This window comes from Enterococcus sp. 12C11_DIV0727, assembly GCF_002148425.2.
Taxonomy (GTDB): domain Bacteria; phylum Bacillota; class Bacilli; order Lactobacillales; family Enterococcaceae; genus Enterococcus_L; species Enterococcus_L lemimoniae.
This window is the reverse complement of record NZ_CP147248.1, coordinates 297,501-320,224: the sequence shown is the minus strand read 5'-3', so window position 1 is coordinate 320,224 and position 22,724 is coordinate 297,501. Positions and strand designations below refer to the sequence as shown.

General features: G+C 35.5%; 18 protein-coding genes, 8 tRNA genes and 1 pseudogene (1 of these 27 only partly in view). 2 read left to right on the top strand and 25 right to left on the bottom strand.

Going from position 1 to position 22,724, the window contains the following annotated elements:
* Positions 1-70 precede the first annotated feature (70 nt).
* Both A5866_RS01610 and A5866_RS01605 read right to left on the bottom strand, forming a co-directional pair.
* On the bottom strand, positions 71-502 hold the full coding sequence (locus tag A5866_RS01610; RefSeq protein WP_176332564.1) for a VOC family protein: 432 nt from the start codon (positions 500-502) through the stop codon (positions 71-73).
* A 69-nt stretch (positions 503-571) separates the two neighbouring features.
* On the bottom strand, positions 572-1,048 hold the full coding sequence (locus A5866_RS01605; protein WP_086444572.1) for a GAF domain-containing protein: 477 nt from the start codon (positions 1,046-1,048) through the stop codon (positions 572-574).
* 490 nt (positions 1,049-1,538) lie between these two features.
* Here A5866_RS01605 and A5866_RS17035 point away from each other — a divergent pair.
* A pseudogene (locus A5866_RS17035) lies at positions 1,539-1,651 on the top strand (DUF3788 domain-containing protein); the annotation flags it as partial.
* A 54-nt stretch (positions 1,652-1,705) separates the two neighbouring features.
* Here A5866_RS17035 and A5866_RS01595 read toward each other — a convergent pair.
* The 9 genes from A5866_RS01595 to licT form a co-directional block, all read right to left on the bottom strand.
* Positions 1,706-2,503, bottom strand: coding sequence for a MurR/RpiR family transcriptional regulator (locus tag A5866_RS01595; protein WP_086444573.1), 798 nt, complete (start codon positions 2,501-2,503; stop codon positions 1,706-1,708).
* 11 nt (positions 2,504-2,514) lie between these two features.
* Positions 2,515-3,612, bottom strand: coding sequence for an agmatine deiminase (aguA, locus tag A5866_RS01590; RefSeq protein ID WP_086444574.1), 1,098 nt, complete (start codon positions 3,610-3,612; stop codon positions 2,515-2,517).
* 122 nt (positions 3,613-3,734) lie between these two features.
* Positions 3,735-4,673: a carbamate kinase gene (gene arcC / locus A5866_RS01585; protein WP_086444575.1), complete on the bottom strand. Its 939-nt coding sequence runs from the start codon at positions 4,671-4,673 to the stop codon at positions 3,735-3,737.
* A 10-nt stretch (positions 4,674-4,683) separates the two neighbouring features.
* Positions 4,684-5,775 carry an agmatine deiminase gene (gene aguA / locus A5866_RS01580; protein ID WP_086281926.1) on the bottom strand — a complete coding sequence of 364 codons (1,092 nt, stop codon included), beginning with the start codon at positions 5,773-5,775 and terminating at the stop codon, positions 4,684-4,686.
* Entirely contained in the window at positions 5,762-7,168 is a 1,407-nt protein-coding gene (locus A5866_RS01575; RefSeq protein ID WP_086444576.1) for an APC family permease, read from the bottom strand. Before A5866_RS01575 ends, aguA (A5866_RS01580) begins: the two co-directional genes overlap by 14 nt.
* A gap of 93 nt (positions 7,169-7,261) precedes the next feature.
* Complete coding sequence (gene ptcA / locus A5866_RS01570; protein ID WP_217871568.1) at positions 7,262-8,287, bottom strand: putrescine carbamoyltransferase; 1,026 nt, start codon at positions 8,285-8,287, stop codon at positions 7,262-7,264.
* Positions 8,288-8,503: 216 nt separating this feature from the next.
* Positions 8,504-9,937 (bottom strand): 6-phospho-beta-glucosidase, encoded by a 1,434-nt coding sequence (locus tag A5866_RS01565; protein ID WP_086281928.1) that lies wholly within the window; start codon positions 9,935-9,937, stop codon positions 8,504-8,506.
* Between the two features lie 40 nt (positions 9,938-9,977).
* Entirely contained in the window at positions 9,978-11,861 is a 1,884-nt protein-coding gene (locus A5866_RS01560; protein WP_086444578.1) for a beta-glucoside-specific PTS transporter subunit IIABC, read from the bottom strand.
* Between the two features lie 122 nt (positions 11,862-11,983).
* The gene (licT, locus tag A5866_RS01555; RefSeq protein ID WP_086444579.1) at positions 11,984-12,820 is read right to left on the bottom strand and encodes a BglG family transcription antiterminator LicT; all 837 of its coding nucleotides are present in this window, start codon (positions 12,818-12,820) and stop codon (positions 11,984-11,986) included.
* A gap of 1,002 nt (positions 12,821-13,822) precedes the next feature.
* On the opposite strand from licT, the gene A5866_RS01550 reads away from it, so the two are divergent.
* On the top strand, positions 13,823-16,240 hold the full coding sequence (locus tag A5866_RS01550) for a BspA family leucine-rich repeat surface protein (RefSeq protein ID WP_086444580.1): 2,418 nt from the start codon (positions 13,823-13,825) through the stop codon (positions 16,238-16,240).
* 458 nt (positions 16,241-16,698) lie between these two features.
* On the opposite strand, the gene alsE is transcribed toward A5866_RS01550, so the two are convergent.
* The 14 genes from alsE to A5866_RS01480 all read right to left on the bottom strand — a co-directional run.
* A complete protein-coding gene (alsE, locus tag A5866_RS01545) occupies positions 16,699-17,388 on the bottom strand; it encodes a D-allulose 6-phosphate 3-epimerase (protein WP_086444581.1) in 690 nt (229 codons plus the stop codon).
* A gap of 85 nt (positions 17,389-17,473) precedes the next feature.
* Positions 17,474-18,574, bottom strand: coding sequence for a PTS fructose transporter subunit IIC (locus A5866_RS01540; RefSeq protein WP_086444582.1), 1,101 nt, complete (start codon positions 18,572-18,574; stop codon positions 17,474-17,476).
* Between the two features lie 105 nt (positions 18,575-18,679).
* Entirely contained in the window at positions 18,680-19,129 is a 450-nt protein-coding gene (locus A5866_RS01535) for a PTS sugar transporter subunit IIA (protein ID WP_086444583.1), read from the bottom strand.
* Positions 19,130-19,152: 23 nt separating this feature from the next.
* Entirely contained in the window at positions 19,153-19,467 is a 315-nt protein-coding gene (locus tag A5866_RS01530) for a PTS fructose transporter subunit IIB (protein WP_086444584.1), read from the bottom strand.
* Positions 19,467-19,919, bottom strand: coding sequence for a PTS sugar transporter subunit IIA (locus A5866_RS01525; RefSeq protein WP_086444585.1), 453 nt, complete (start codon positions 19,917-19,919; stop codon positions 19,467-19,469). Before A5866_RS01525 ends, A5866_RS01530 begins: the two co-directional genes overlap by 1 nt.
* A complete protein-coding gene (locus A5866_RS01520) occupies positions 19,909-21,390 on the bottom strand; it encodes a BglG family transcription antiterminator (RefSeq protein WP_086444586.1) in 1,482 nt (493 codons plus the stop codon). Before A5866_RS01520 ends, A5866_RS01525 begins: the two co-directional genes overlap by 11 nt.
* A gap of 637 nt (positions 21,391-22,027) precedes the next feature.
* A tRNA-Leu gene (locus tag A5866_RS01515) sits at positions 22,028-22,111 on the bottom strand.
* A gap of 16 nt (positions 22,112-22,127) precedes the next feature.
* Positions 22,128-22,198 (bottom strand) — tRNA-Cys (locus A5866_RS01510).
* 34 nt (positions 22,199-22,232) lie between these two features.
* Positions 22,233-22,304: transfer RNA gene (locus A5866_RS01505), tRNA-Gln, on the bottom strand.
* A 15-nt stretch (positions 22,305-22,319) separates the two neighbouring features.
* A tRNA-His gene (locus A5866_RS01500) sits at positions 22,320-22,392 on the bottom strand.
* A 31-nt stretch (positions 22,393-22,423) separates the two neighbouring features.
* Positions 22,424-22,496, bottom strand: a tRNA-His gene (locus tag A5866_RS01495).
* Positions 22,497-22,509: 13 nt separating this feature from the next.
* Positions 22,510-22,580 (bottom strand) — tRNA-Trp (locus tag A5866_RS01490).
* A 9-nt stretch (positions 22,581-22,589) separates the two neighbouring features.
* Positions 22,590-22,670 (bottom strand) — tRNA-Tyr (locus A5866_RS01485).
* Between the two features lie 3 nt (positions 22,671-22,673).
* Positions 22,674-22,724, bottom strand: a tRNA-Phe gene (locus A5866_RS01480); it runs 22 nt beyond the window's last position.

The window sequence follows — 22,724 nt, the reverse complement described above, 5'->3', positions numbered from 1 at the left end:
CACCAATAGACTCAGCAGCTTATGCTAACTTGGTGATCTTCCATTAAGTATATTGTGTTAAAATTTGAAATCAAGCCTCATCAGAGTAATTAAGCATCCAATTGATCCCAAATTTATCAACGACCATACCATATTTTTTAGCCCAAAATGTTTCCCCAAGCGGCATCGATATTTTACCACCCTCTGCTAAACGATTAAAAATCCGATCGATTTTTGCCTCATCATTTGTGTTGATCACTAGAGAAACATTATTGCCTTCAATAAACGTCAAGCCCATACCATCTGGCACATCTGATATCATAACAGGTACACCTTCGATTGTTATCGAAGAGTTGATGACCAAGTCTTTCCAAACTTCCGGCGTTGGGTGTTCAGGATCTGCCGGTGCATCTGCAAATGTCATAATGCCTTCATTTTTCACATCAAACACCGTTTCATAAAAAGCGATCGCAGCCTTTGCCCCATTCTTAAAATTCAAGTACACTTCTAACATGTTAATCATCCTCTCGCTCTATTTTTAATGATTATCTCATGGCAAAATAGATTACGCGAAAAGAACGCTCAACTTAAACTAGAAATCAGTATTATTTAACAGGGCTTCAACAAATTGTTCCAGGTACGTTTGATCCAGCTCATCATAGCTGTGAGTGATCGAACTATCCAAATCTAACACGCCTAAGAGCTTCCCATCCTTAACCATGGGCACAACAATCTCAGAACGAGCAGCTGAATCACAAGAGATATAGTTTTTATGATTTTTAACATCTTCAACGATTAACGTTTCACGCTTTGCAGCTGATTCCCCACAAACCCCTTTTCCTATTGCGATTCGTGTACAAGAAACTTTTCCTTGAAATGGCCCCAAAACTAATTCTTCCCCATCAAATAAATAGTAACCTGCAAAAACAGTATGAGGTAAGACATCAGCTAATAAGGCAGAAGAATTTGAAAGATTAGCGATTTTATCATGCTCAATTTCAATGATTGCCGCTTGTTGCTGTACTAGCAATTGGTAGGCTGCTGTTTTCTCTTCAGTTGTTTTCCACATTATTCCTGTCACGCTCTTTTCTAGTCATTTATTTTTTATTATAGCACAAAGTGCCCCATTCCCTTTCTAATTCGTTTGTTTTTTTATTCGCAAAGATATTCATACTCTTCATAACAAATTCAAATGAATTCATACTTTTTTCAAGCTTTTTTATGTTTGATTTAATCTATTAAGGTTATAGTTTAATCATAGTAAACAACCCATAACTTTGTGGATGAACGTGGTGTTAAAACTCTTTGAGGACTAACGGATGTTTATTCTCGACCTGATGAGGTGTAGGTTCGAATCCTACCGTCCACGTATGTGCAGTTTTTGCACTTAAGTATAGATAGACGCTTTTATAGAAAGGAATGATGTTTATGAAAAAAATTTTAGTTACAGGAGCAACATTATCTGCGATCACACTGGCTGCCTATTCATTGTTGAAGCATACACCAAAACATCAACATGATTATGGCAAACTATAGTCAAAAAGTTGAGGTCGAGATAAAAGTGTTTAGCTCCAAGAAATAAGAAGAAATTCACGAAAATTGCTCTTCAAATTTTTGTGAATTTCAGCTTATTTCCGAAGGAGCAGCTTTTTTCTCGCCGTTTATTCGCTCTCAACTTTTTTCTGTTATTTTTGATAATCATTTCACAAATATAAATGAGAGCTAGTTATTTAAAGACTAAATGATACTCCCCTTCTTCAGCATTATCCAAATATTGATATAAAATCAATTCCATGATCGCCAACATTGAAATATGTGACGTAATTTCCATCTTATTTAAAAAAAGTTCATCTGTAAATACATAAAAATTAATGTCGCTCATATTTTGAATCACATTATTATCAGCTCCTGTGATCGAAACAAGTAGTGGATGTGCCGCATTTTTTAAGTATTGCATCAACTGAATCCATTCTTCATCTTTTCCTTGATACGTTAAAATAAATACCATATCCTCTGATTTGATCTGCCGTTGCACAACCGCCCGCATCGACTGATCTTCAGGAAATACGACTAAAAATCCAGCTGCGACAAATAGATACTTTACGTATTGCATGAGCTGTTTATTCATGCCTTTAGCAAATAAATAAATAATCGGCTTTTTCTTCAAAAATTCGCCGACTTTGAGCAAACTATTTTTGTCGATTACGCGAACTGATTCATTGATATTCTTTAAATACTCTTCTCGATAATCTTTTTGCGACACAACAAAGGGACTGACTTTCTCTTCTTTTTTCTGGTTTAAAAGAGTATATTTGATTACAGTTGTAAATTCACTATAACCAGAAAACCCAATTTTTCTAACAAATCGCAAAAAAGTCGTTGTTGAAACAAAACAATCATCAGCTACTTCTCGAATACTTTTATTTTTAATTTCATTCAAATTTTTCACAACATAGTCAAATAATAGGTGCTCATTTTTTGTTAACTCTGAAACATGAGGGTTTACCACTTCAAAAAAGTCCATCTATTTCCCTCCTACCTAATTTTAGGAATACTTTGTGCAATACAATGAATATTTCCGCCGCCTAATAAAATTTCCCGAGCAGGAACGCCGATAATTTTGCGGTCTGGGTATAATGTTTCCAATAGTGATCCAGCTGCCTGATCATTTTTATCATTAAATAAGGGATAGATAATACCGCCATTCGCCGTATAATAACTAACATAGCTAGCAGTCAGTCGATCTCCAGGAAATCTTGGCAACATGCCATTGACCGGGTCTACTCCCTGACTTTCTTCGGTTGTAATATACATGGGTTCAGGCATCAACATTTTGTGAATAGTCAGTTTTCGACCTTTAGCATCCGTTTCATTTTTTAATTGTTCATATGCAGCTTTAGAAATCTCATATTGAGGATCTTCTGGATCTTCTGTCCACGTCAAAACAAGCTCACCTGGTCGTACCACATTGAGCATATTATCGATATCACCGTTCGTCTCATCTAAAAAGAAGCCTTGTTTTAGCCAAATGATTTTTTCTACATTACAGTAGTTTTTTAAGATCGTTTCGATTTCCTCTTTAGAGAGTTTACCATTTCTACCTTCTGAAAGTAACACTTCCTCAGTTGTATACAATGTTCCATCTCCATCTAAATGAATAGAACACCCCTCTAAAATAAATTCCTTCAAAGAATAATAATCGATGCGATTGAACTCGCACAATTTTTCAGCAATCAAATCATCTTGATCCCAAGGAAAATATAGTCCATCTAATAAGCCGCCCCAAGCATTAAATCGCCAATCAACTCCACGAACTTCCCCTTTTTCGTTCGTTACATAAATTGGACCATAATCTTTGATCCAAGCATCATTATTGCTCATTTCCAGCACTCTAATTGTTTCTGGTAAGGATTGGCGGGCATTTTTGTATTGTTTAGCAGAAACCAACATAGTGACTGGTTCAAACAATGCAATTGTTTCGGCTACTGCCGCATAGGCTATTTGAGCAGGTTTCCCACCATTACGCCAATTATCAGCTCGCTCCGGCCAAATCAGATATGTTTCTTCATGTGGATCAAATTCTCCTGGTGCAAAAAAACCATCCTCTTTAGGATTGCTAATTGTTAATTTCATACGAGCTGCACTCCTTTACTTTATCGGTCACTCTCTATTATTTCTGTATGTAAGCGATATATTTTTAATATATCAGAAAAAAAGAGTAGAAACTAGTTTTTGCCCTACTCTTTTTATTAAAACTAAGCAGTAATGATTGTGCCGGTTTCTTCTTCTAATAAATTTTTAATATTTTCTAAGGAGGTAATCACCGCTTTACCTTTAGCATTTTCTTTAATAAAGGTTATGGCCGCTTGAACTTTAGGTAACATACTGCCAGGTGCAAACTGATTGTCTTCAATATACTTTTCAATTTCAGCAACACTAACTTTAGTCAAATCCGCTTGGTTTGGTTGATTAAAATTGATACTAACATGATCTACGCCTGTTAAAATAACCAACATATCCGCATGGACTAAAGCTGCAATTTTTTCAGAAGCAAAGTCTTTATCGATGACAGCTTCAACTCCTTGATAAATCCCCTCTTTGATCACTACAGGAATACCACCTCCGCCTCCAGCAATCGTGATAATCCCGTTTTCTACCATTTGTTGGATCACAGGATATTCAACAATATCGATTGGCTTTGGTGAAGGAACTACTTTACGAAAACCTCGACCTGAATCCTGGACAAAAACGGCAGATGTCTGTTGTTTTTCGGCTTCCATTTCTTCTTTACTTAAAAAAGGACCAATCGGTTTACTTGGTGCTTGAAACGCTGGATCAGTTTCACTAACAACGACTTGTGTTAGGATCGTGGCGGTATTTTTAGAGAGATTTCTTTTTTTCAATTCAGCTACTAATGCATTTTCTAACCAATAGCCAATACTGCCTTGAGTCATAGCAACAGCTGTGTCGACTGGCATAGCTGGATTTTTCTTTGTTGCTCCTAATTGCTGCTGCAATAATAAGTTACCAACTTGTGGACCATTGCCATGCGTGATAATCAATTCATGTCCGGCCTCAATAAAATCAGCTAAATAATACGCCGTATGTGCTAAAGCCTTTTGTTGGCCTTTAGCACTAGGATCAGTTGTCAGGATCGCATTTCCTCCTAAAGCTACTACAATACGTTTTGTCATAGGTTCCACCTCATTTGGGTACTTGCTGGGTAATACAGTGAATGTTGCCACCGCCTAAAAGAATTTCTCTTGCAGGTACACCAACAACTTTTCTATCAGGATATAATTTTTGCAATAAACTTATTGCTTTTTCATCATTCGGATCATCAAACAACGGTAAAACGATACCGCCATTGGCTGTATAGTAATTTGCATAACTGGCAGCTAAACGGTCCCCTTCTTCTCGCGGTAATGTACCTGCTACTGCATCGACACCGAAACTTTCTTCTTCGGTGATCAAAATAGGTTTTGGTACAAATAATTTATGAATAACCAGCTTACGACCTTTAGCATCTGTTTCATTTTCTAAAATAGCTAAGCACTCTTTGGAAATTTCATATTGTGGATCATTTTGATCATCGGTCCAAGCCAAAACGACTTCACCTGGTTTTACAAAATTAACGATATTATCTACGTGACCATTCGTTTCGTCTAAATAAATACCGCGTTTTAGCCAAATAATCTTTTCTAATGAAAGATATTCTTTTAAGACTTGTTCGATTTGCTCTTTTGAAAGTTGAGCATTTCGACCTTCTGAAAGTAAGCACTCTTCCGTCGTGATTAACGTCCCTTCACCATCCACATGAATTGAGCCGCCTTCTAAGACAAAATCATTTAAGCGATAACGATCTTTCCACTCTACTTCACAAATTTTTTGTGCTACTTGATCATCTTTGTCCCAAGGGAAATAAAGACCGTCGACTAAGCCACCCCATGAATTAAACGTCCAATCCACACCACGGATTTCACCTTCATCATTTTTAACAAAAGTTGGGCCACAATCTCGAACCCAGGCATCATCGTTAGCAATTTCAACAACACGAACACTTTCAGGCAACATATGACGAGCATTATCATATTGTTCAGCAGATACACCAACTGTCACAGGTTCAAATTCGCTGATTGCAACGGCTATCGCTACAAATGTTTTTTGAGCTGGCTTACCACCATTTCGCCAGTTATCTGGACGTTCTGGCCATAAAATATAAACTCCTTGGTGAGGTTCAAATTCTCCTGGCATGCGAAACCCATCTTTTTTTGGTGAACTATCAATTGTTTTCATGTTCGACACTCCTTTTATCTTGATTTTTTTCTACTTGTTTTTTTGCATACTCTTTATCGCCTAGACGAATACAAATTTCACCTATGATCGTGGCAACAACTGTTCCAATTAAAATCGGGATTTTCTCACTAAATTCTGTACTGGATAATGGTACAACTGAGAAAAATAAGGTAATAACTAATAAAATAAATGGTACATAGGCAATTATTTTTAGTAGAGTAGGTCCTCCCGGTACTTTAAACGGTCGTTCTTGATCAGGATCGATTTTACGTAATTTTAAGAAAGCAGGGAACATCATAATATATGAAATTAGCAATGCCACCACATTTAAAGCGAAGAAGGCCCAAAAAATATTTTCATTTGGAATAAATGGTGCAGCTATTACTAAGACTGAAGCCACGATTCCATTGACGATAGATGCGCCTACCGGCATTTCATTTTTAGGATTTTCTTTTACAAATACTTTTGGCATATCGTGGTTTTTAGCAGCGTAAAAAGCAACGTAGTTGACTCCTAAAGCCCAAGAAATCAGATTTGCAGCTAACGTATACATAAACAACAACCCAATAATGATGACAAATGGATTGATTCCTCCAACCAATAAGATAAAGCTATCGATCAAGCCACCAGACGTCGACAATTGATCTGCTGAAACTGCCGCACCCATCCCAAATGCAGCAAATAGATAGAAGAAGGCAATTAAAATACCACCGAAAATAATGGCTTGAGGAATTTGTTTTTTAGGATTCTCCATATCACTAGCAAGTGTTGTGACCACTTCAAACCCTAAAAAGTTAAATAATATCACTGAAATAAAACTTAAACTTTCCAAATCAAAACTTGGCAGTAAAGCTCTACCAGAAAAATCGTTTGCCATCCCTTTGGTCACAGCGTGATAAATTCCTAAAACACCTAAACAAACCATGATGGCTACTTTAGCAAATGCTGCTAGATTTAAGATCCATTTACTATCACTAACTGGAAAACAACTAATAAACGTAACGGCCCAAATAAAGACTAACTGTCCCAAGATCAAAACATGCGTTCCCAGTTCTAATCCGAAAATTTGAGTCATGACCTCTGTAAATAAAACAGCTAAACTTGCCATCCAAATTGGGAAATTGATCCAATAAAACCAAGCTACTCGAGCACCCCAGCGACGACCGAAGGCCATTTTTACCCAATCATAAATTCCTCCATCTCCAGTATACGTCGTCCCTAGTTCAGCTGAAATTAAACCATATGGTAAAAAGAACAAAATAAGTAAAATCCCCCACCAGAAAAATTGTGAGGAGCCAATAGCAGCGGCTGGAGCGGCAGATTCCACAACAAGGATGACAACAACCGCCATTAGAACTGCGTCAAACAACCGAAATTTCTTTTTTTCTTTCATGTTTTGTACGCACCTTTCATTAAAGAAAATGGAAATAGAAGGAGCAAACAATTGACGATTGGCTCTGCTTCTATTTCATCATTTCTTTAAAAATCACTTAGCAACTACAGCATTTCTTAACATTAATTCAAATTCTGCATCATACTGCTCACCAACAGCCGCACTAGCATAATCTAAATAAGGATTCATGAAATAGACTAATAATGAACGCATGGCTGTCAAGCGATTTTCAGCTTCATCTAAAACAACAGAGTATGGAGCATCCAAGACTTCATCGGTGACTTCTTCTCCTCTGGTCGCAGGTAAGCAATGTAAAAATTTAACGTGAGGTGCAGCCATATCGATCAATGATTTATTGACTTGGTATTTCGGATAGAACGTCGCCATCCGCTCTTCTTCTGATAGTTCTGCTTCATATAAGCCGTACCAAACATCTGTATAAATAAAATCGGCATCTTTCATCGCTTCTTCAGCATTTTCTGTGATTAAGACACTACTGCCAGAAAGTTCAGCATTCTTTTGGCCGATGGCAAGAGTTTCTGCTTTGATTTGAAATCCTTTTGGTCCGAACTGAACAAAATCCATCCCCATTTTTGTTGCCATAAACATTGTAGACACACAGACTTGAGTAGCATCACCGACAAAGACAATTTTACAATCACTGAGTTTTTTACCTGCTGGTAAATGTTCTGTCATGGTAATAATGTCGCCTAATTCTTGTGTTGGATGATTATAATCACTCATGCCGTTGATAACTGGAATCGTTGCGTCTTTGGCTAAATCAACGATTGTTTGATGGCGTTCAACACGAGCCATTAAAATATCAACTAATCGAGATAACACTCTGGCTGTATCTCCTAAAGACTCATGCCCACCTAATTGAATTTGACCCGGTGCTAAATATTGAGCATGTCCGCCGAGCTGGGTCATGGCGGTTTCAAATGATACTCTGGTACGAGTTGACGATTGTTCAAAAATCATTCCAAGAGTTTTATCTTTTAAGAGCGGAGGATAATAACCATTTTTAATGGATTCTTTTAATTTTAAAGCCAATTGGATCATAAAATCGATTTCTGCTTTCGTAAAATCATTTGTATCGACAAAGTCTCTTTTTTTCATCATGTCTTCCACCAATCTATTTTTGATTTTTATTGTCGGAATCCTCGAGTTTTCCTTTTGACGAGATAAGCATACCTTGAAGCACTCTCTTTTTAAAGCGGTTTCCAAACTCTTGATGAGAAGAACAGCAGCTTGTATTTTGTTCCATTTTACGTAACAGGTTACAAAAAAAGGACAAAAACGAGTTTTTTTCTCGTTTTTGTCCTTTTATCTTATTTATGCGTTCGTTAAATCTTCTCCATTAGTCGCAATAACTTTTTTATACCAGTCAAATGATTTTTTCTTCGAACGTTTCAAAGTGCCATTGCCTTCGTTGTCACGATCCACATAGATAAAACCATAACGTTTTTTCATTTCCCCTGTTCCAGCTGACACTAAATCGATACAGCCCCACGTTGTATAGCCTAGTAAATCGACGCCATCAAGTTCTACTGCGTCTTTCATTGCTTGGATGTGCGCCGCTAGATATTCGATCCGGTAATCATCAATCACGTTGCCGTTTTCGTCTGGTGTATCCACCGCACCTAAGCCGTTTTCCACGATAAACAATGGTTTTTGGTAACGGTCATACAAGTCGTTCATCGTTGTCCGTAAGCCTAGCGGATCAATCTGCCAGCCCCATTCACTTGCTTCTAAATAAGGATTCTTCACTGAGGCAAAGATATTACCGGCTGTTTGTTCGTTAACTGCTGGATCAGTTGATTGAACACGTGATGAGTAGTATGAGAATGAAATAAAGTCTACTGTGTGTTCTTTCAATAATTCTAAATCACCGTCTTCAATTGGTAATTCGATACCTTCACGTTCTAATTCTTTCAACGCATACGCAGGGTATTCCCCACGCGACTGAACATCGATAAAGAAGAAGTTTTCGCGATCCGCTTTGCGCGCTGCCCAAACGTCTTCTGGTTTACAAGTATATGCATAGTTGGTTCCTGCCGCTAACATACAGCCGACTTGGTTTTCAGGATCAACTTCATGCGCAATTTTTGTTGCGATCGCACTTGCTAATAATTCATGATGTGCCGCTTGATATTTCACTTGTTCTTTGTTCTCGCCTTCTTCAAAATAAAGACCTGCGCCCATAAAAGGTGCGTGTAAGATCATATTGATTTCATTGAATGTCAACCAATATTTAACCAAGCCTTTATAACGATTGAAAATCACGTTACATAGGTTCTCGTAAAAGCCAACCAACTCACGACTGCGCCATGCGCCATATTTTTCCACTAAATGCATTGGACAATCAAAGTGAGTGATCGTTACAAGAGGCTCAATGTTATGTTTGCGGCATTCTTTGAACAAATCTTCATAGAATTTCAAGCCTTCTTCATTTGGCTCTGTTTCATCACCTAATGGGAAAATACGACTCCACGCAATCGATAAACGATAGGTTTTAAAGCCCATTTCGCCAAACAAGGCAATATCTTCTTGATAACGGTGGTACATATCGATCGCATTTTGTGCTGGATAAAAATGTTCTTCATCAAAATGAAACATTTTTTTCTCGCCAGTGATCACTGGAAAACGATCTGGTCCGACTGGTGCTAAATCTACGTTCGCTAAGCCGCGACCACCTTCGTTATAGCCCCCTTCACATTGATTCGCTGCGGTTGCGCCGCCCCATAAAAAGTCTTTTCTAAATCCCATTCAAATCATCCTCCAATTTATTAGTATAAAAGGTTTTCTTTTAACGAATAACCTTCATTACTTGTTCACCTGGTTCAGACAACGATTTAGTCAACGTAATAATATCGCCAAAATCTGTTGAATTTGTTACAACAACGGGTGTAATAATATTATAGCCTTTTTCTGTAATTTTTTCTAAGTCAAATTCAATTAACTTATCACCTGTTTGGATTTTTTGCCCTTTTGTGACAAAGTATTGATAGCCCTCTGCATTTAGCTGAACTGTATCGATACCGATATGGATCAATAATTCTACACCAGTCTCACTAGTTAAGCCTATAGCATGTTTGGAGTCAAATACAGCAGTGACAGTTCCAGAAAGAGGTGCATAAACAATCCCTTCCACAGGTTTTACTGCAAAGCCTTTGCCTAATATTTCTTCTGAGAACATGCCATCTTCAACTGCTGACAACGGAACGATTTCGCCTTTGACAGGTGTCATAACATTCACGACATCTTCAGAAACAGTATCATTCACTACTACATCACTTTTAGTTTCTTTTTGAGTCCCCTCTGTAACAGGCTCTTTATATAAAATATATGAAATCACAAATGAAATCACGATACTGATCGCTGCCCCAATACAAGCCAGATACAAATGCTTTAACGTATCGTCACCGATATAACTTGGAAGTGTCAATAAACCTGGTGAACCACCAGTAAAGTTTTTGACACGGCTAATCCCCATAAACAAACCACCAAGTCCGCCTCCGATCATTGCCGCATACAAAGGTGTTTTAAATCTTAAGTTAACACCATATAACGCTGGCTCAGTAATACCGAATAGACCCGTTAATCCAGCAGATGCGGCTAATTGTTTGATTGAAGAATCTTTACTTTTAAGTCCAACTGCTAATGAAGCAGCACCTTGACCAAGATTTGACGCTAACATCCCTGGATAAATCACCGTATCATAACCCGTTGTCATGCGATTATTGATACCAATCGGAACAAGACCATAATGCGTGCCAGTAGCGACAAATAATGGCGTGAATGCACCAATAATCGTTGGTACTAACCAAGGACTAAAGTTTTCTAATGCTTTGATACCATTTGAAATACCATCACTGATCAAGTAGCCAATTGGACCAATCACAACTAGAGAAATCGTTCCGACAACAGCAATCGTAATCAAAGGTTTACTGAAAAACTTGATTACTTTCGGTGATACTTTATCTGCAATCGGTTCAACATAAGACATAAACCAAACAGATAAGATAATCGGAATAACGGATGAACCATACGTTACCGCAGAAATTGGCATACCAAAAAGATGTATTCCGCCTTCACCAGCTTCTTTGATTGCATTTACCATTCCGACAAAGTTTGGATGAAGTAAAATTCCACCTACCATCATTGCTAAATACATATTGGTTTTAAATTTTTGTGCTGACGACGCCGCTAATAGAATTGGTAAGAAATAAAATGCCGAGTCTGCCATAAAATCAATAATGATATAGGTTTGACCCGTTTTATCGATTGCATTGAAAACAACCAATAACGAAAGAACAGCTTTAAGCATCCCAGCTGCTGTGATTGCTGGCAGAATCGGTGTAAAAATTCCTGTGATCGTATCGATAATTTTCGATGCCATACCTCGGTCATCTACTTCATTTGATTCCATTTGTTGGCCATCTAATGCTGGTATCTTCTTTAAAATTTCCTTATATACACTACCAACATCACTGCCGATAATTACTTGATATTGTCCACCTTTTGAAACAACACCCATTACACCAGCCGTATTTTTGATAGCATCCGTTTGAGCTTTCCCTTCATCTTTTAGATTAAAACGCAATCTAGTGGCACAATGTGTTAATCCGCTCACATTTTTATCCCCACCGATATTCTCGATGATTTCTTGTGCTAAATCTTGATAATTCATGTAATTTCCTCCGTACTTCTTTTTTTCCTAGCTCAATTTTAAACATAAAAAATACCTAAGAAACCTCTTATTTCAAAGAGATTTTTCTTAGGTATAGCCTGCTTTTACGCAGTAACAATCCTTTAATTGTTGGTTATTCTTCTGATATGGATAGTGAGATAAATCATCTCGTCTTCTTTTAAATCACGACCAAATTCTTTACCAATATAATCACGAATCTTCAATGCACAAAGGTATTCTTCTTGATATTTTTCTTTTAGCATAAACAAGAAGCCTTCATCTTTGTCTTTATCTAGCTCGATTCCACTAAATAATCGTTGCACAAAAAATTTCAAATGAGTAATGAACCGTTCATAATTTAACGTATATTCGTCCAAATCTGTTTTATAGTGATATTTAACAATATTGATGATTTTTTGAATGACTTTTGTCATTTCAGACACTTGACTGACTTGGGATAAATCTAGTTCTGCATTCACAATATGCAGTGCGATAAAACCAGCTTCATCCTCTGGCAGTTCAATATCCAAACGATTGGAAATAATGGTCAAGGCTTCTTTTCCAATCAAATATTCATGATTGTAAAACCGTTTAATTTCCCACAAAAGTGCATTTCTAACAGGTAAGCCATTGTTATGCCGTTCAATTGCATAATCAATATGATCGGTTAGAGTAAGGTAGATATTTTCATTCAACTTTTTACCTAGAGAGACTTTAGCAAAACCAATGATTTCATTTGCAACTTGTAAATGCTCCAAACGAACATTTGACAATAATTGCGTTAGCTTATTTGTTGTTAAATCGGCATTGCTTGTATAGACTTTCTCAATAAGCTTAGCATCGATAGCATCCCCAACACTTTTTTTAAACCCAATCCCTTTGCCCATCACTAATACTTCATGACCGTCAGCATTAAGAGACTTTACAATATTATTATTGATTACTTTTTTGACTTCCATAATATCTCCTCAATGAGATTAGATCAGCTAGCTAATTAAATGTTGATAAAAAGAAATAAAGTATAGCCTGAAAATTCAGTAACAATCTTGATTTCTCTTGTTATTAAAACATGAAAGTAAAGCGTTGTCAACATAGTAAAAAATACTATCAACTTTGAGAAGAACTACTTTTTTTACATTAAGATATTGATTACTTTTTCATTACTCTTACTAAATATATTTAATTAGTTCTATTTATACAAATCCTTATTTCTGTCATGACGTTCTTCCACAGTTTTATAGACACCATCAAGTTAATCTGCCCTAGTTTGCTGTTGGGACGCAAGTAAAGCTAAAATACTTTCTTTTCAATGTATTTTGGCAGATGTTCATTCGTTTAGCATTTCTAGATTCATTCATTTTATCTGTTAATAAAAAGTCTTGATATATTGGCTTTCTCTCTATGTAGAAAGTGTCTAAGTAAAAAGTCGCCGTCCAATCTGTAAGATTCTAAAAGCCTTGACGGTAAAAAATTATAGGTAACGCATCTTATTCTAAAAGTTTTTGTATATCTTGATTAGTTGCTTCTAATTACTCACTATTCAATTTTTTTATAAATGGATCGCTCTCATGAAAAAACTGAAAAATGTTTGAGTTATTTTTTAGGCTCTTAATAAGCTAATAAAGCGTGAGAGTGGACACTTTCTCGATCCAAAACTCCTTTTCTGTCCAAAAGTATTGATCATGAACAAATTCAGATGCAAACCAATCAATAGCAGAAATAAAAATTTTACTAGAATTGCAAGTTTTCGTAAATCCAAATATCTGCGCCTTTTCCGCACCAATTCGACTTGAAGTCACACATTGTGAAAGTATCATAGCATGTAATTATATAAAAAATGTTAATAATATTAAAATAAATAAACTATTTAATTTTATTTATTGAATTCCTCCTTGACTACACACTTTTATAATGAGAAAATAATTATAATTAAATTAGATAATTAGGAGGGTAATAGTATTATGTATCTTAATAGGAAGAAACAACGAGTAATAAGAAAGTGGAGAGTTGGTTTACGACTGTTTATATGTAGTATTCTTGTTTTTAATCTTGTTTTTCCTCAAATAAATGTATTTGCGGAAACAACAACCCCTAAAGTAGACTCAAACACACCTTTACAAACACTTAGTACATCTGATGTTGACTCATTAGATGTATCAGAATCTCAGATGTCTACTGAACCTAATAAAGAGAGCACAAGTGAGAGTAAAGAACAGTTTAGTCAAAATACTTCTTCAGAAGAACCGGCAATAGAAAATATGGAACAGCCTGACGGGATAGTTTATAGCGAGCCAACTACAACTTCATCTAATACAACTGGTATTTGGGGTGATGTGACATGGGAATTTGACATGGATACAAAATCATTAACTTTCACAAGCGAAGGCACACTTGGAGATTACCAATCCTCTCCTTGGATGAATGGAACTTTAGATCAACTAAATATTTGGCACATCTTTTTTTCGGAAAAAGTCTTCACTCCAGAAAATAGTACAAAATTATTTTCAAATTTGACAAATTTAGCCGACTTAGAAACTTCTAAAATTGATACTTCTAAAACTACAAATATGTCAAGTATGTTTGCATGGACTTCTTTAATATCAGCCTTAGATTTATCAACATTTGATACTTCTAGGGTCACGGATATGTCTAATATGTTTTTTAATGCTTGGTATCTAAAGAATTTAGATATTAAACATTTTAATACAGCACAGGTTACAAATATGTCCGAAATGTTTTCTGAAACTCATTCTTTAGAAACACTTGATGTATCAAGCTTCGATACTGCTAATACTCAAACAATGAATCGAATGTTTCATAACATGCATGAACTAAAAAATTTAAATCTATCTAATTTTAATACTAGTGAAGTAATAAATATGTCGGAAATGTTTAGTGGAAACCTATCACTTGAAAATTTAAGTATTTCTACTTTTGACACATCAAAAGTCATTGACATGTCTGATATGTTTTATGGCTGTCGTAACATAAATCATATTGATGTCTCTAACTTCAACACGTCCAATGTCACCAATATGTCCGGAATGTTCGCATATAATGAAAGTTTATTAGAACTAAATTTATCAAATTTTAACACTACCAAGGTTACCAATATGGCAAATATGTTCGAATCTTGCATGAATATTACAGAATTAGACGTATCTAGTTTTGATACATCTAATGTAAAGAATATGGATTCGATGTTTTACTTCATGGCATATCTTCGGAAATTAGATATTTCAAATTTTACTACTAAGTATGATGATACCTCAATCCGAGACATGTTTACATCTAATTTTTTTCTTGAAGAAATTAAAATGTCTCCCAATTTTTTTATGAATACTAATGCAGGTTTAGAAGATTTAGAAGAAACAGATGTATATACTGGAAATTGGCAAAACATCGGAAATGGGAGCCACGATATCCCAACAGGGAAAAATGTTTGGACATCTCTAGGTTTCATGGAAAAATATAATGGAAAAAATGATGCAGACACATATATATGGCAAAAAAAGCGAGATATAGCCGGGGACTTAATACTTGAATACCGAGACACTGAGGGGAATCAAATCAATTTACCTAAGAAAATTTCTGGTACTATCGGAAATTCATATGATGTTTCAAACAATGAATATAAGCTTTTCATAGAAGGATATGAATTTAAAGAAAACAATGGCAGTCTGACAGGTACATTTTCTTTTTCTGAGCAAATTATTTCTTTTATCTATACTAAAAAACCAGTCAAAGCCAAAAATTTAACTGTCTTTTATCAAGACTCTGATGGTAATAAAATTGCAGAACCTAAAACAATTTCTGGTAACATAGGTGATCCTTTTAATGAAGCGCCTATCACCATTGAAGGGTACTCTTTCAAGGAAGTCAAGGATGCTACGACTACTGAAGGTATCCTTACAGATAAAGAACAGTCTATTGTCTTTATCTACACTAAAAAGATTGTCAAAGCGAAAGACTTGACCATTTTTTATCAAGACTCTGATGGTAATAAAATTGCAGAATCTAAAACAATTTCTGGTAACATAGGTGATCCTTTTAATGTAACGCCTATCGCCATTGAAGGGTACTCTTTCAAGGAAGTCAAGGATGCTACGCCTACTGAAGGTATCCTTACAAATAAAGAGCAATCTATTATCTTTATTTACGCTAAACAATCTGTCCCATCAAAGAAACCTACAAAGACTGAGACATCTGGTTCATTCGAAATGGAAAAAAGAATTACAGGTAACATAAGCTCTAATCAAAAGACAACTCTTCCTAAAACAGGGGATAATCAAAGTATTATACTACTATCTATTGGATTTTTACTTGTAATCCTTGCTACTTTCTCTTGGATTTTAAGACAACGAAAAGAACATCGTTAGTAACCATAACACAAATAACAAGAGAATGAAGAGCTCTTCGTTCTCTAACTAAAAAATACTACCAAAAGGCATCGTTATTTTTGGTAGTGTTTTTTCTTATACTTAAAATCTTTAAAGTACGCTCAATTTGAGACAAGCATTTTCACTATTTTCTTAGGTAACAACTTTATTTGATGCTGTCTCATTTATTTTGTAGTTTTTTATACAGGTTATTACATCTAAATTCAATCGGTCCCGATTCACCCAATTTAATAACGTCATCAGTTTTACTTTTTGAATCTTTTGTCCGTAATAGATATGTCATTGCATCAGAAAGCATTAGTAGTTTAAGATCCCCTAAGTTACCTGATTGAATAGTCTAGATACTGAAATACGAAGTATATTGACTCCTAATTCATCAATTTTATCAAATACTCTGTTTCCAATAGGTTAAACGGGACTTATCTCCGTCAAAATATTTATGGCATTTTTTTTCCAGTCATTTCTTCGTAATCAGTACTCATGATTTCCCAAGCTTTTTCAATCTCTTCATCCAATCCGAATAATCCACTTCTTCCGACAATATAAATATCTGGTCCAGCAGCATCAATCTGTTTAAATGATTTTCTATTTGAAGAGCCATCCATTTCAATCACATAGTGATAACCTTTTTCTTCACGCAACTTACGTAAATCAACAATTTTATCAAGTGTGCTTTCAATAAATCGTTGACCAGCAAAGCCCGGATCAACTGTCATAATTGTGATTTTATCCAATAATTCAATATAAGGGAAGATTGATTCAATTGGCGTTTCAGGGTTAATGACAATCCCTGCTTTAAGGCCTGCATCATGAATCTGATCAATTAAACGAAAGGCTAAACCGTCTAAAACTTCTGCATGCATACAGATCCATTCACATTTGATATCTACAAGTTGTTGTACCCAAAAACTTGGGTCTGCGACCATTAGATGTGCAGACATTGGTATTTCTGAAATTTTCCTTAACTCCTCAATAAACCATGGAGATAAAGTAATGTTTGGCACATAATGACCGTCCATTATATCTATATGATACGAATCAACATGATTATTTAAAAAAGTGATTTGTTGCTTAAATTTGTCCAAGTCCATCGTCATCAATGATGGAGAAAATTCAACTTTATTCATTTCAGCTCTCAACTCTTTCTATTGACTATTTGTTATTTTTGAAGCATTCTCAATCTTTCATCAATTGTGATTGATCCTTTTCATTTTAGAAAACTTGGATATCGTCTAAACTAATGTCATCTTCTTCTTTTTCTACTAATGCTTCTGCATCTTTTTCAGATACATCTTTCTTGATAATGGCTAAAACTAAACCGGTAACAACTGCATTCACCACGATTGCGATAATACCAGCCATTGGTTTGCTCATTGTCGGGATCATTAATACCCCACCAAAAGGCACTGTCGCATCTGCCCCTAAAATCATCGTTGTTGCTCCACCAACAAAGCCACCAATTGCTGTAGCAATGACTCCTCGAACAATATCATTCATCACTAAAGGAATGACACCCTCAACGATATTGATAACACCCATTGGTACGGCTGATTTTAACGTTTCGACTTCTAGTTTTGTGTAAATATTTTTTCTGAATAATTTAGCAAAGAAGAATGCTAGTCCAAATCCAATTGGTGTTGCTGTATTTACTAATTGCAATGCTGTAATCGGCCCATTTAACCCTTCTGTTTGCATCGTTAAAACAAATGCGAACACTGTTTTATTGATCGGTCCACCATAATCAATACCACTTAATAGTCCAATTACACCGCCAAAAATCAATAACGACGAATTGCCAAGACTGTCTAAGAAATTCGTTAATAGCGAAGTTAATGCCGTTATTGGTGTACCAATAATATAGACCATGATCAATCCACCAATGATTGAAGTTAAAAATGGTATGATCAATGTAGGCATCAACCCTTTAGCCCAGCTTGGTAATTTCACATGTTTTAAAATGGCTAATACAAGATATCCAGCTAAATAACCACCTAAGATACCACCGACAAATCCTGCTCCGATTGCATTGGCAGTCAATCCAATGATAAATCCTGGAGCAATTCCGGGTTTTCCAGCGATTGAAAAAGAAATCCCAGTAGCTATAACAACAGGAAGTAATCCTAATCCAGCACCACCCATAGTTGCTAAAGCATTCCAAATTGAAAATTCACCTGGTATCAATGCTCCTTGACTTGTTCCACCAAAACCCATGCCAATTGCTATTAAAAATCCAGCTCCACAGACAATTGGAATTAAATATGAGATTGCTGTTAATAAATGACCTTTAAGATTCAGCTCTTTTATCTTTTTCATTTTTATCCCCCTAAACAATGCTCTTTTATTTTCTATTTTTTAAATAACCCATGTTATGATCTCCTCTATTGAAATTATCCACAGCATATCTTTTTTGTGTCTTCATTAAGAGAATGCTCTCACTACATCTTCTGGTGATTCGGATTGAATAAGTTCCTCCACTACTTCATCATTTCCAAGTTTTCTCGCAAATAATGACAATAGTTTAAGGTGCTTAGTTGCTCCTTCGTTATCATTTCCAACTGCAAAAAGAATGATTCCTTTTACGCCATTTCCATCTAAAGATTCCCAAGGGATTTCAGTATTGTTGATACCAATAGCCACACCGATATTTTTTACATATGGACTTTTTCCATGTGGAATAGCTATATAGTTTCCAATACCAGTTTGACCTTGCGCTTCTCTAACGTAGATATTTTTTATAAAACCATCTACCTCTGAGATATATCCATTTTCATGTAAAAGATTAGCTAATTCTTTCAATGCTTCATCTTTCGTTTTTGCATTCATATTTGTCTTTACTGTTTTTAAATCAACCATATCTTTTACTTCCATTACAATCCCTCCTAAGAGTTTACTTAGCCTTTTGCAATAACTTCTTGCGCTTTTTCAATTAGTTTATTCGGTGATTTTACAGCGACTTCTGTCGGAACTTGAATGATTCTTTTTCCATCAAAACGCTCTCTTCCGGAAATTTTTACATCAATCGCTAAAATGACAATATCCGCTTCCTTAATTTGTTCATCCGTTAATTCATTTTCAATTCCAATGGTTCCTTGTGTTTCCACATGAATATCATATCCTGCATTTTTTGCAGCATTCTCCAATTTTTCTTGTGCAATATATGTGTGGGCAATCCCTACAGTACATGCTGCTACGCCTACTATCTTCATCATTTTTCCTCCTCATTTTTTTGTATTTCTTTATAAAAATCCGCTTCCATTTTCAGGGTCAACAGCTTTTCTAAGAATTGTTCATCTGCCAATTTTCTAGTAAAATTGCTGATTTCCTTTTTTTCTTCAAACATTTCATCTTCTTTTAGTAAGATGACAATAATTAATTTTATATTCTGAATATCTTTCGTCCACTCTTGCATTTCCTCTTTTAATCGAATAAGATATATCTCACTTTTTTTCAATAATGAATTTTCTAAATGTGGCAATACAACTTGATCTGCAATCTGGTTATTTCCTATCTTTTCACGAGCAATGAAAGAGTCAACGATCTGCCCTTTTTCTTTCGTCGTCAATAAAGGTACTGCCGTTTCCGCAATAAATTGATACACTTGCTGCTTAGAAATTAACTCTCGATCTAGAAAAATCTGATATAAAGGACTAGCGTTCATGATATATTTCCTCGATCTTTCTTTGAAGTCTATGCTGATCATCCATTGTAAACATTGCGCTTACTAATAAAGACTGGATGGGTATCCTATTTTGTAAATGAATGGTTGTGAGAATCAATTCAATATCGGAATGGTTTTTTAAAGATTCTGCTACATTTCGAGTAGCAACTACTTCAACGATTTTTAATTCCGGGAATTTTTTCTCAACTTTTACTCTCAACAGCTCTGAAGTCCCAACTCCAGTCGTACACATAATCAACGTCCGAATAGGAACCTGATTGGTTTCAATGATTCGGGCAAAATATAATGTGATAAACCCATTTTCATCTTCATTTATGGCAGGTAATTGATATTTTTTACTTACCGCATCAGATACTTGCGTTATTTTCCTAAAAATTACTTCATAAGTCATTTTTATTTGATCCAACAAACTATTTTTCACGCGTATCCCATTTTCAAGACGGTTCAGCATAGGTTTAATATGATTAGCCAACTCCAGAAAAATCGTGTCGTTATTGATCAAAATTTTCAATTGTGCACTCATCTCGTCCAGATAAAAATGAGTGATTTTCATAACCTTGGGAGAAAAAGTTGTTGCTTTACTCAATGAACCTTGCATTCTTGAAGAAACTAAGTATTGATACAAATAGTAAACTTCCACTTTCGAAAGTTTTTTATTCAAATACGCTTCTATCTTTTGAATCGATGCCTGTGCAACCGCTTTGAGTGTAAAGTCTCTCTCTAGCTCAATTTCTTCCTCATTGGACAATTCATATTTTTTAGAAAGATCCACTTTTCGCGAACGACTGATTAAGATGTAAAGATGCGAAAAAATGTTTACGTTATAAGGATTTGGAATAACAATATCAAGCTTCTTTTCGATACTTTTCAATTGATCTAAAACAAACAGCACATCATAATTATTAAAATTAAGCTCTTTATTGTTTCTAAGATCCTCAATATCAATTATATTTAACATTTGTATTCTATCGGATATAGCTTTCCTGATTGCCGTTTCATCACCGACAATTGCTAACGCACGATTTTTACGTTGAAGCGTTAAATCATATTTTTTTAATTCTTCGGCTAATAGTTGCTCATCATTAAATATCACTGAATCTCCGACATAGTATTCCTCAAATAGTTCATAAACATTTTTAGCTTTTGGAGAAGATAACAACAACTCCTCCAAAATCCGACTCCGTCTTTCTTTTGGTGAAAAATTACTTTTTTTTCCGACTGAATATCGATCATGTTTCATATATATTTCGTAGTCTAGCTTGTATCCCCTTCCTTTTTCAGATAGTATGAGCGAACCATCGAAGGTTTCATCGTTAATTTTTTTTATTAAACGATAAATGGTCTTAGGAGAAGCATTTAGCATACTTGCTAATTCTCCTGCAGTCATATAATCTTGTTTTTTCGAGAGAAGCAACAGTAACGTTTGTTTGCGTTCTTTTTTTGAACTCATAATAACACCTCCTTAATATATTCATCATAACTCATCCATAAGAAAACGCTCCCCTGATTTCTGTCCATTACACTGGTCATTTTTGTGAGTTATTAAAATTTTGAAATAAATCATCCCTAAATGATAGCCAAAGTAAAATGTATATAAAAAACATCAACGATTCGTCAGAAACGTTAATGTTACAAGTATACAGTCCACATGAGTAATTCGATACAAAATTTTGTTAAATATTTCAAACATAATAAATTTACTCGTACTCTCTTCACGCTATTAAATTCTAGATTAAATATTATATTGAAATAATAAATTTATCAAATTCCAAGTTTTTATCTAGTTCTTACTTCGTATTCTCGAAATATATGATAATATGTTTTTCTAATTTCCTCAAGTATATTTCCAATGATGAGAACAACCTCTTTTGCAACATACCCTTGATAAATCAAAAAAAAACAAATGTGTAGCGACAAAACAAAATGCATAAAAAATTTGAGTTTGTTCATTTCTTATCTCAAAATTATAAGTAATTTCAACTCTTAAATAATCATTATCATACCTTTATCTTATGTATCCTCTAAAATTTAACATTCGCACAACAACGCAAAAAAACTGTCAAATCAACGATTTAACAGTTTTTTTATACCGGCGGCCGGGGTCGAACCGGCACGCCCTCGCGGGCACTGGATTTTGAGTCCAGCGCGTCTGCCAATTCCGCCACGCCGGCATGAAATAATTTTGCAAGGCGGTAACCGGATTTGAACCGGTGATGAAGGTTTTGCAGACCTCTGCCTTACCACTTGGCTATACCGCCATATTAATAATTTAGTCATTCTCTAATAGAGAAACTGGGGTAGCTGGATTCGAACCAACGCATGACAGGATCAAAACCTGTTGCCTTACCGCTTGGCTATACCCCAAAAATTAAAGCTAAGGGCGACTGATGGGAATCGAACCCACGCGTGGCGGAACCACAATCCGCTGTGTTAACCACTTCACCACAATCGCCATAAAACATATCATAAAATTTAAAACTAAGGGCGACTGATGGGGATCGAACCCACGCATGGCGGAACCACAATCCGCTGTGTTAACCACTTCACCACAATCGCCATAAAATTTTAACAGGGATAGTAGGAATCGAACCCACAATGACGGTTTTGGAGACCGTAGTTATACCGTTTAACTATATCCCTACTATGTAATGGAGGAAAGTGGATTCGAACCACTGAACCCTAAGGAACGGATTTACAGTCCGTCGCGTTTAGCCACTTCGCTATTCCTCCAAATGGCGCAAGACAGAATCGAACTGCCGACACACGGAGCTTCAATCCGTTGCT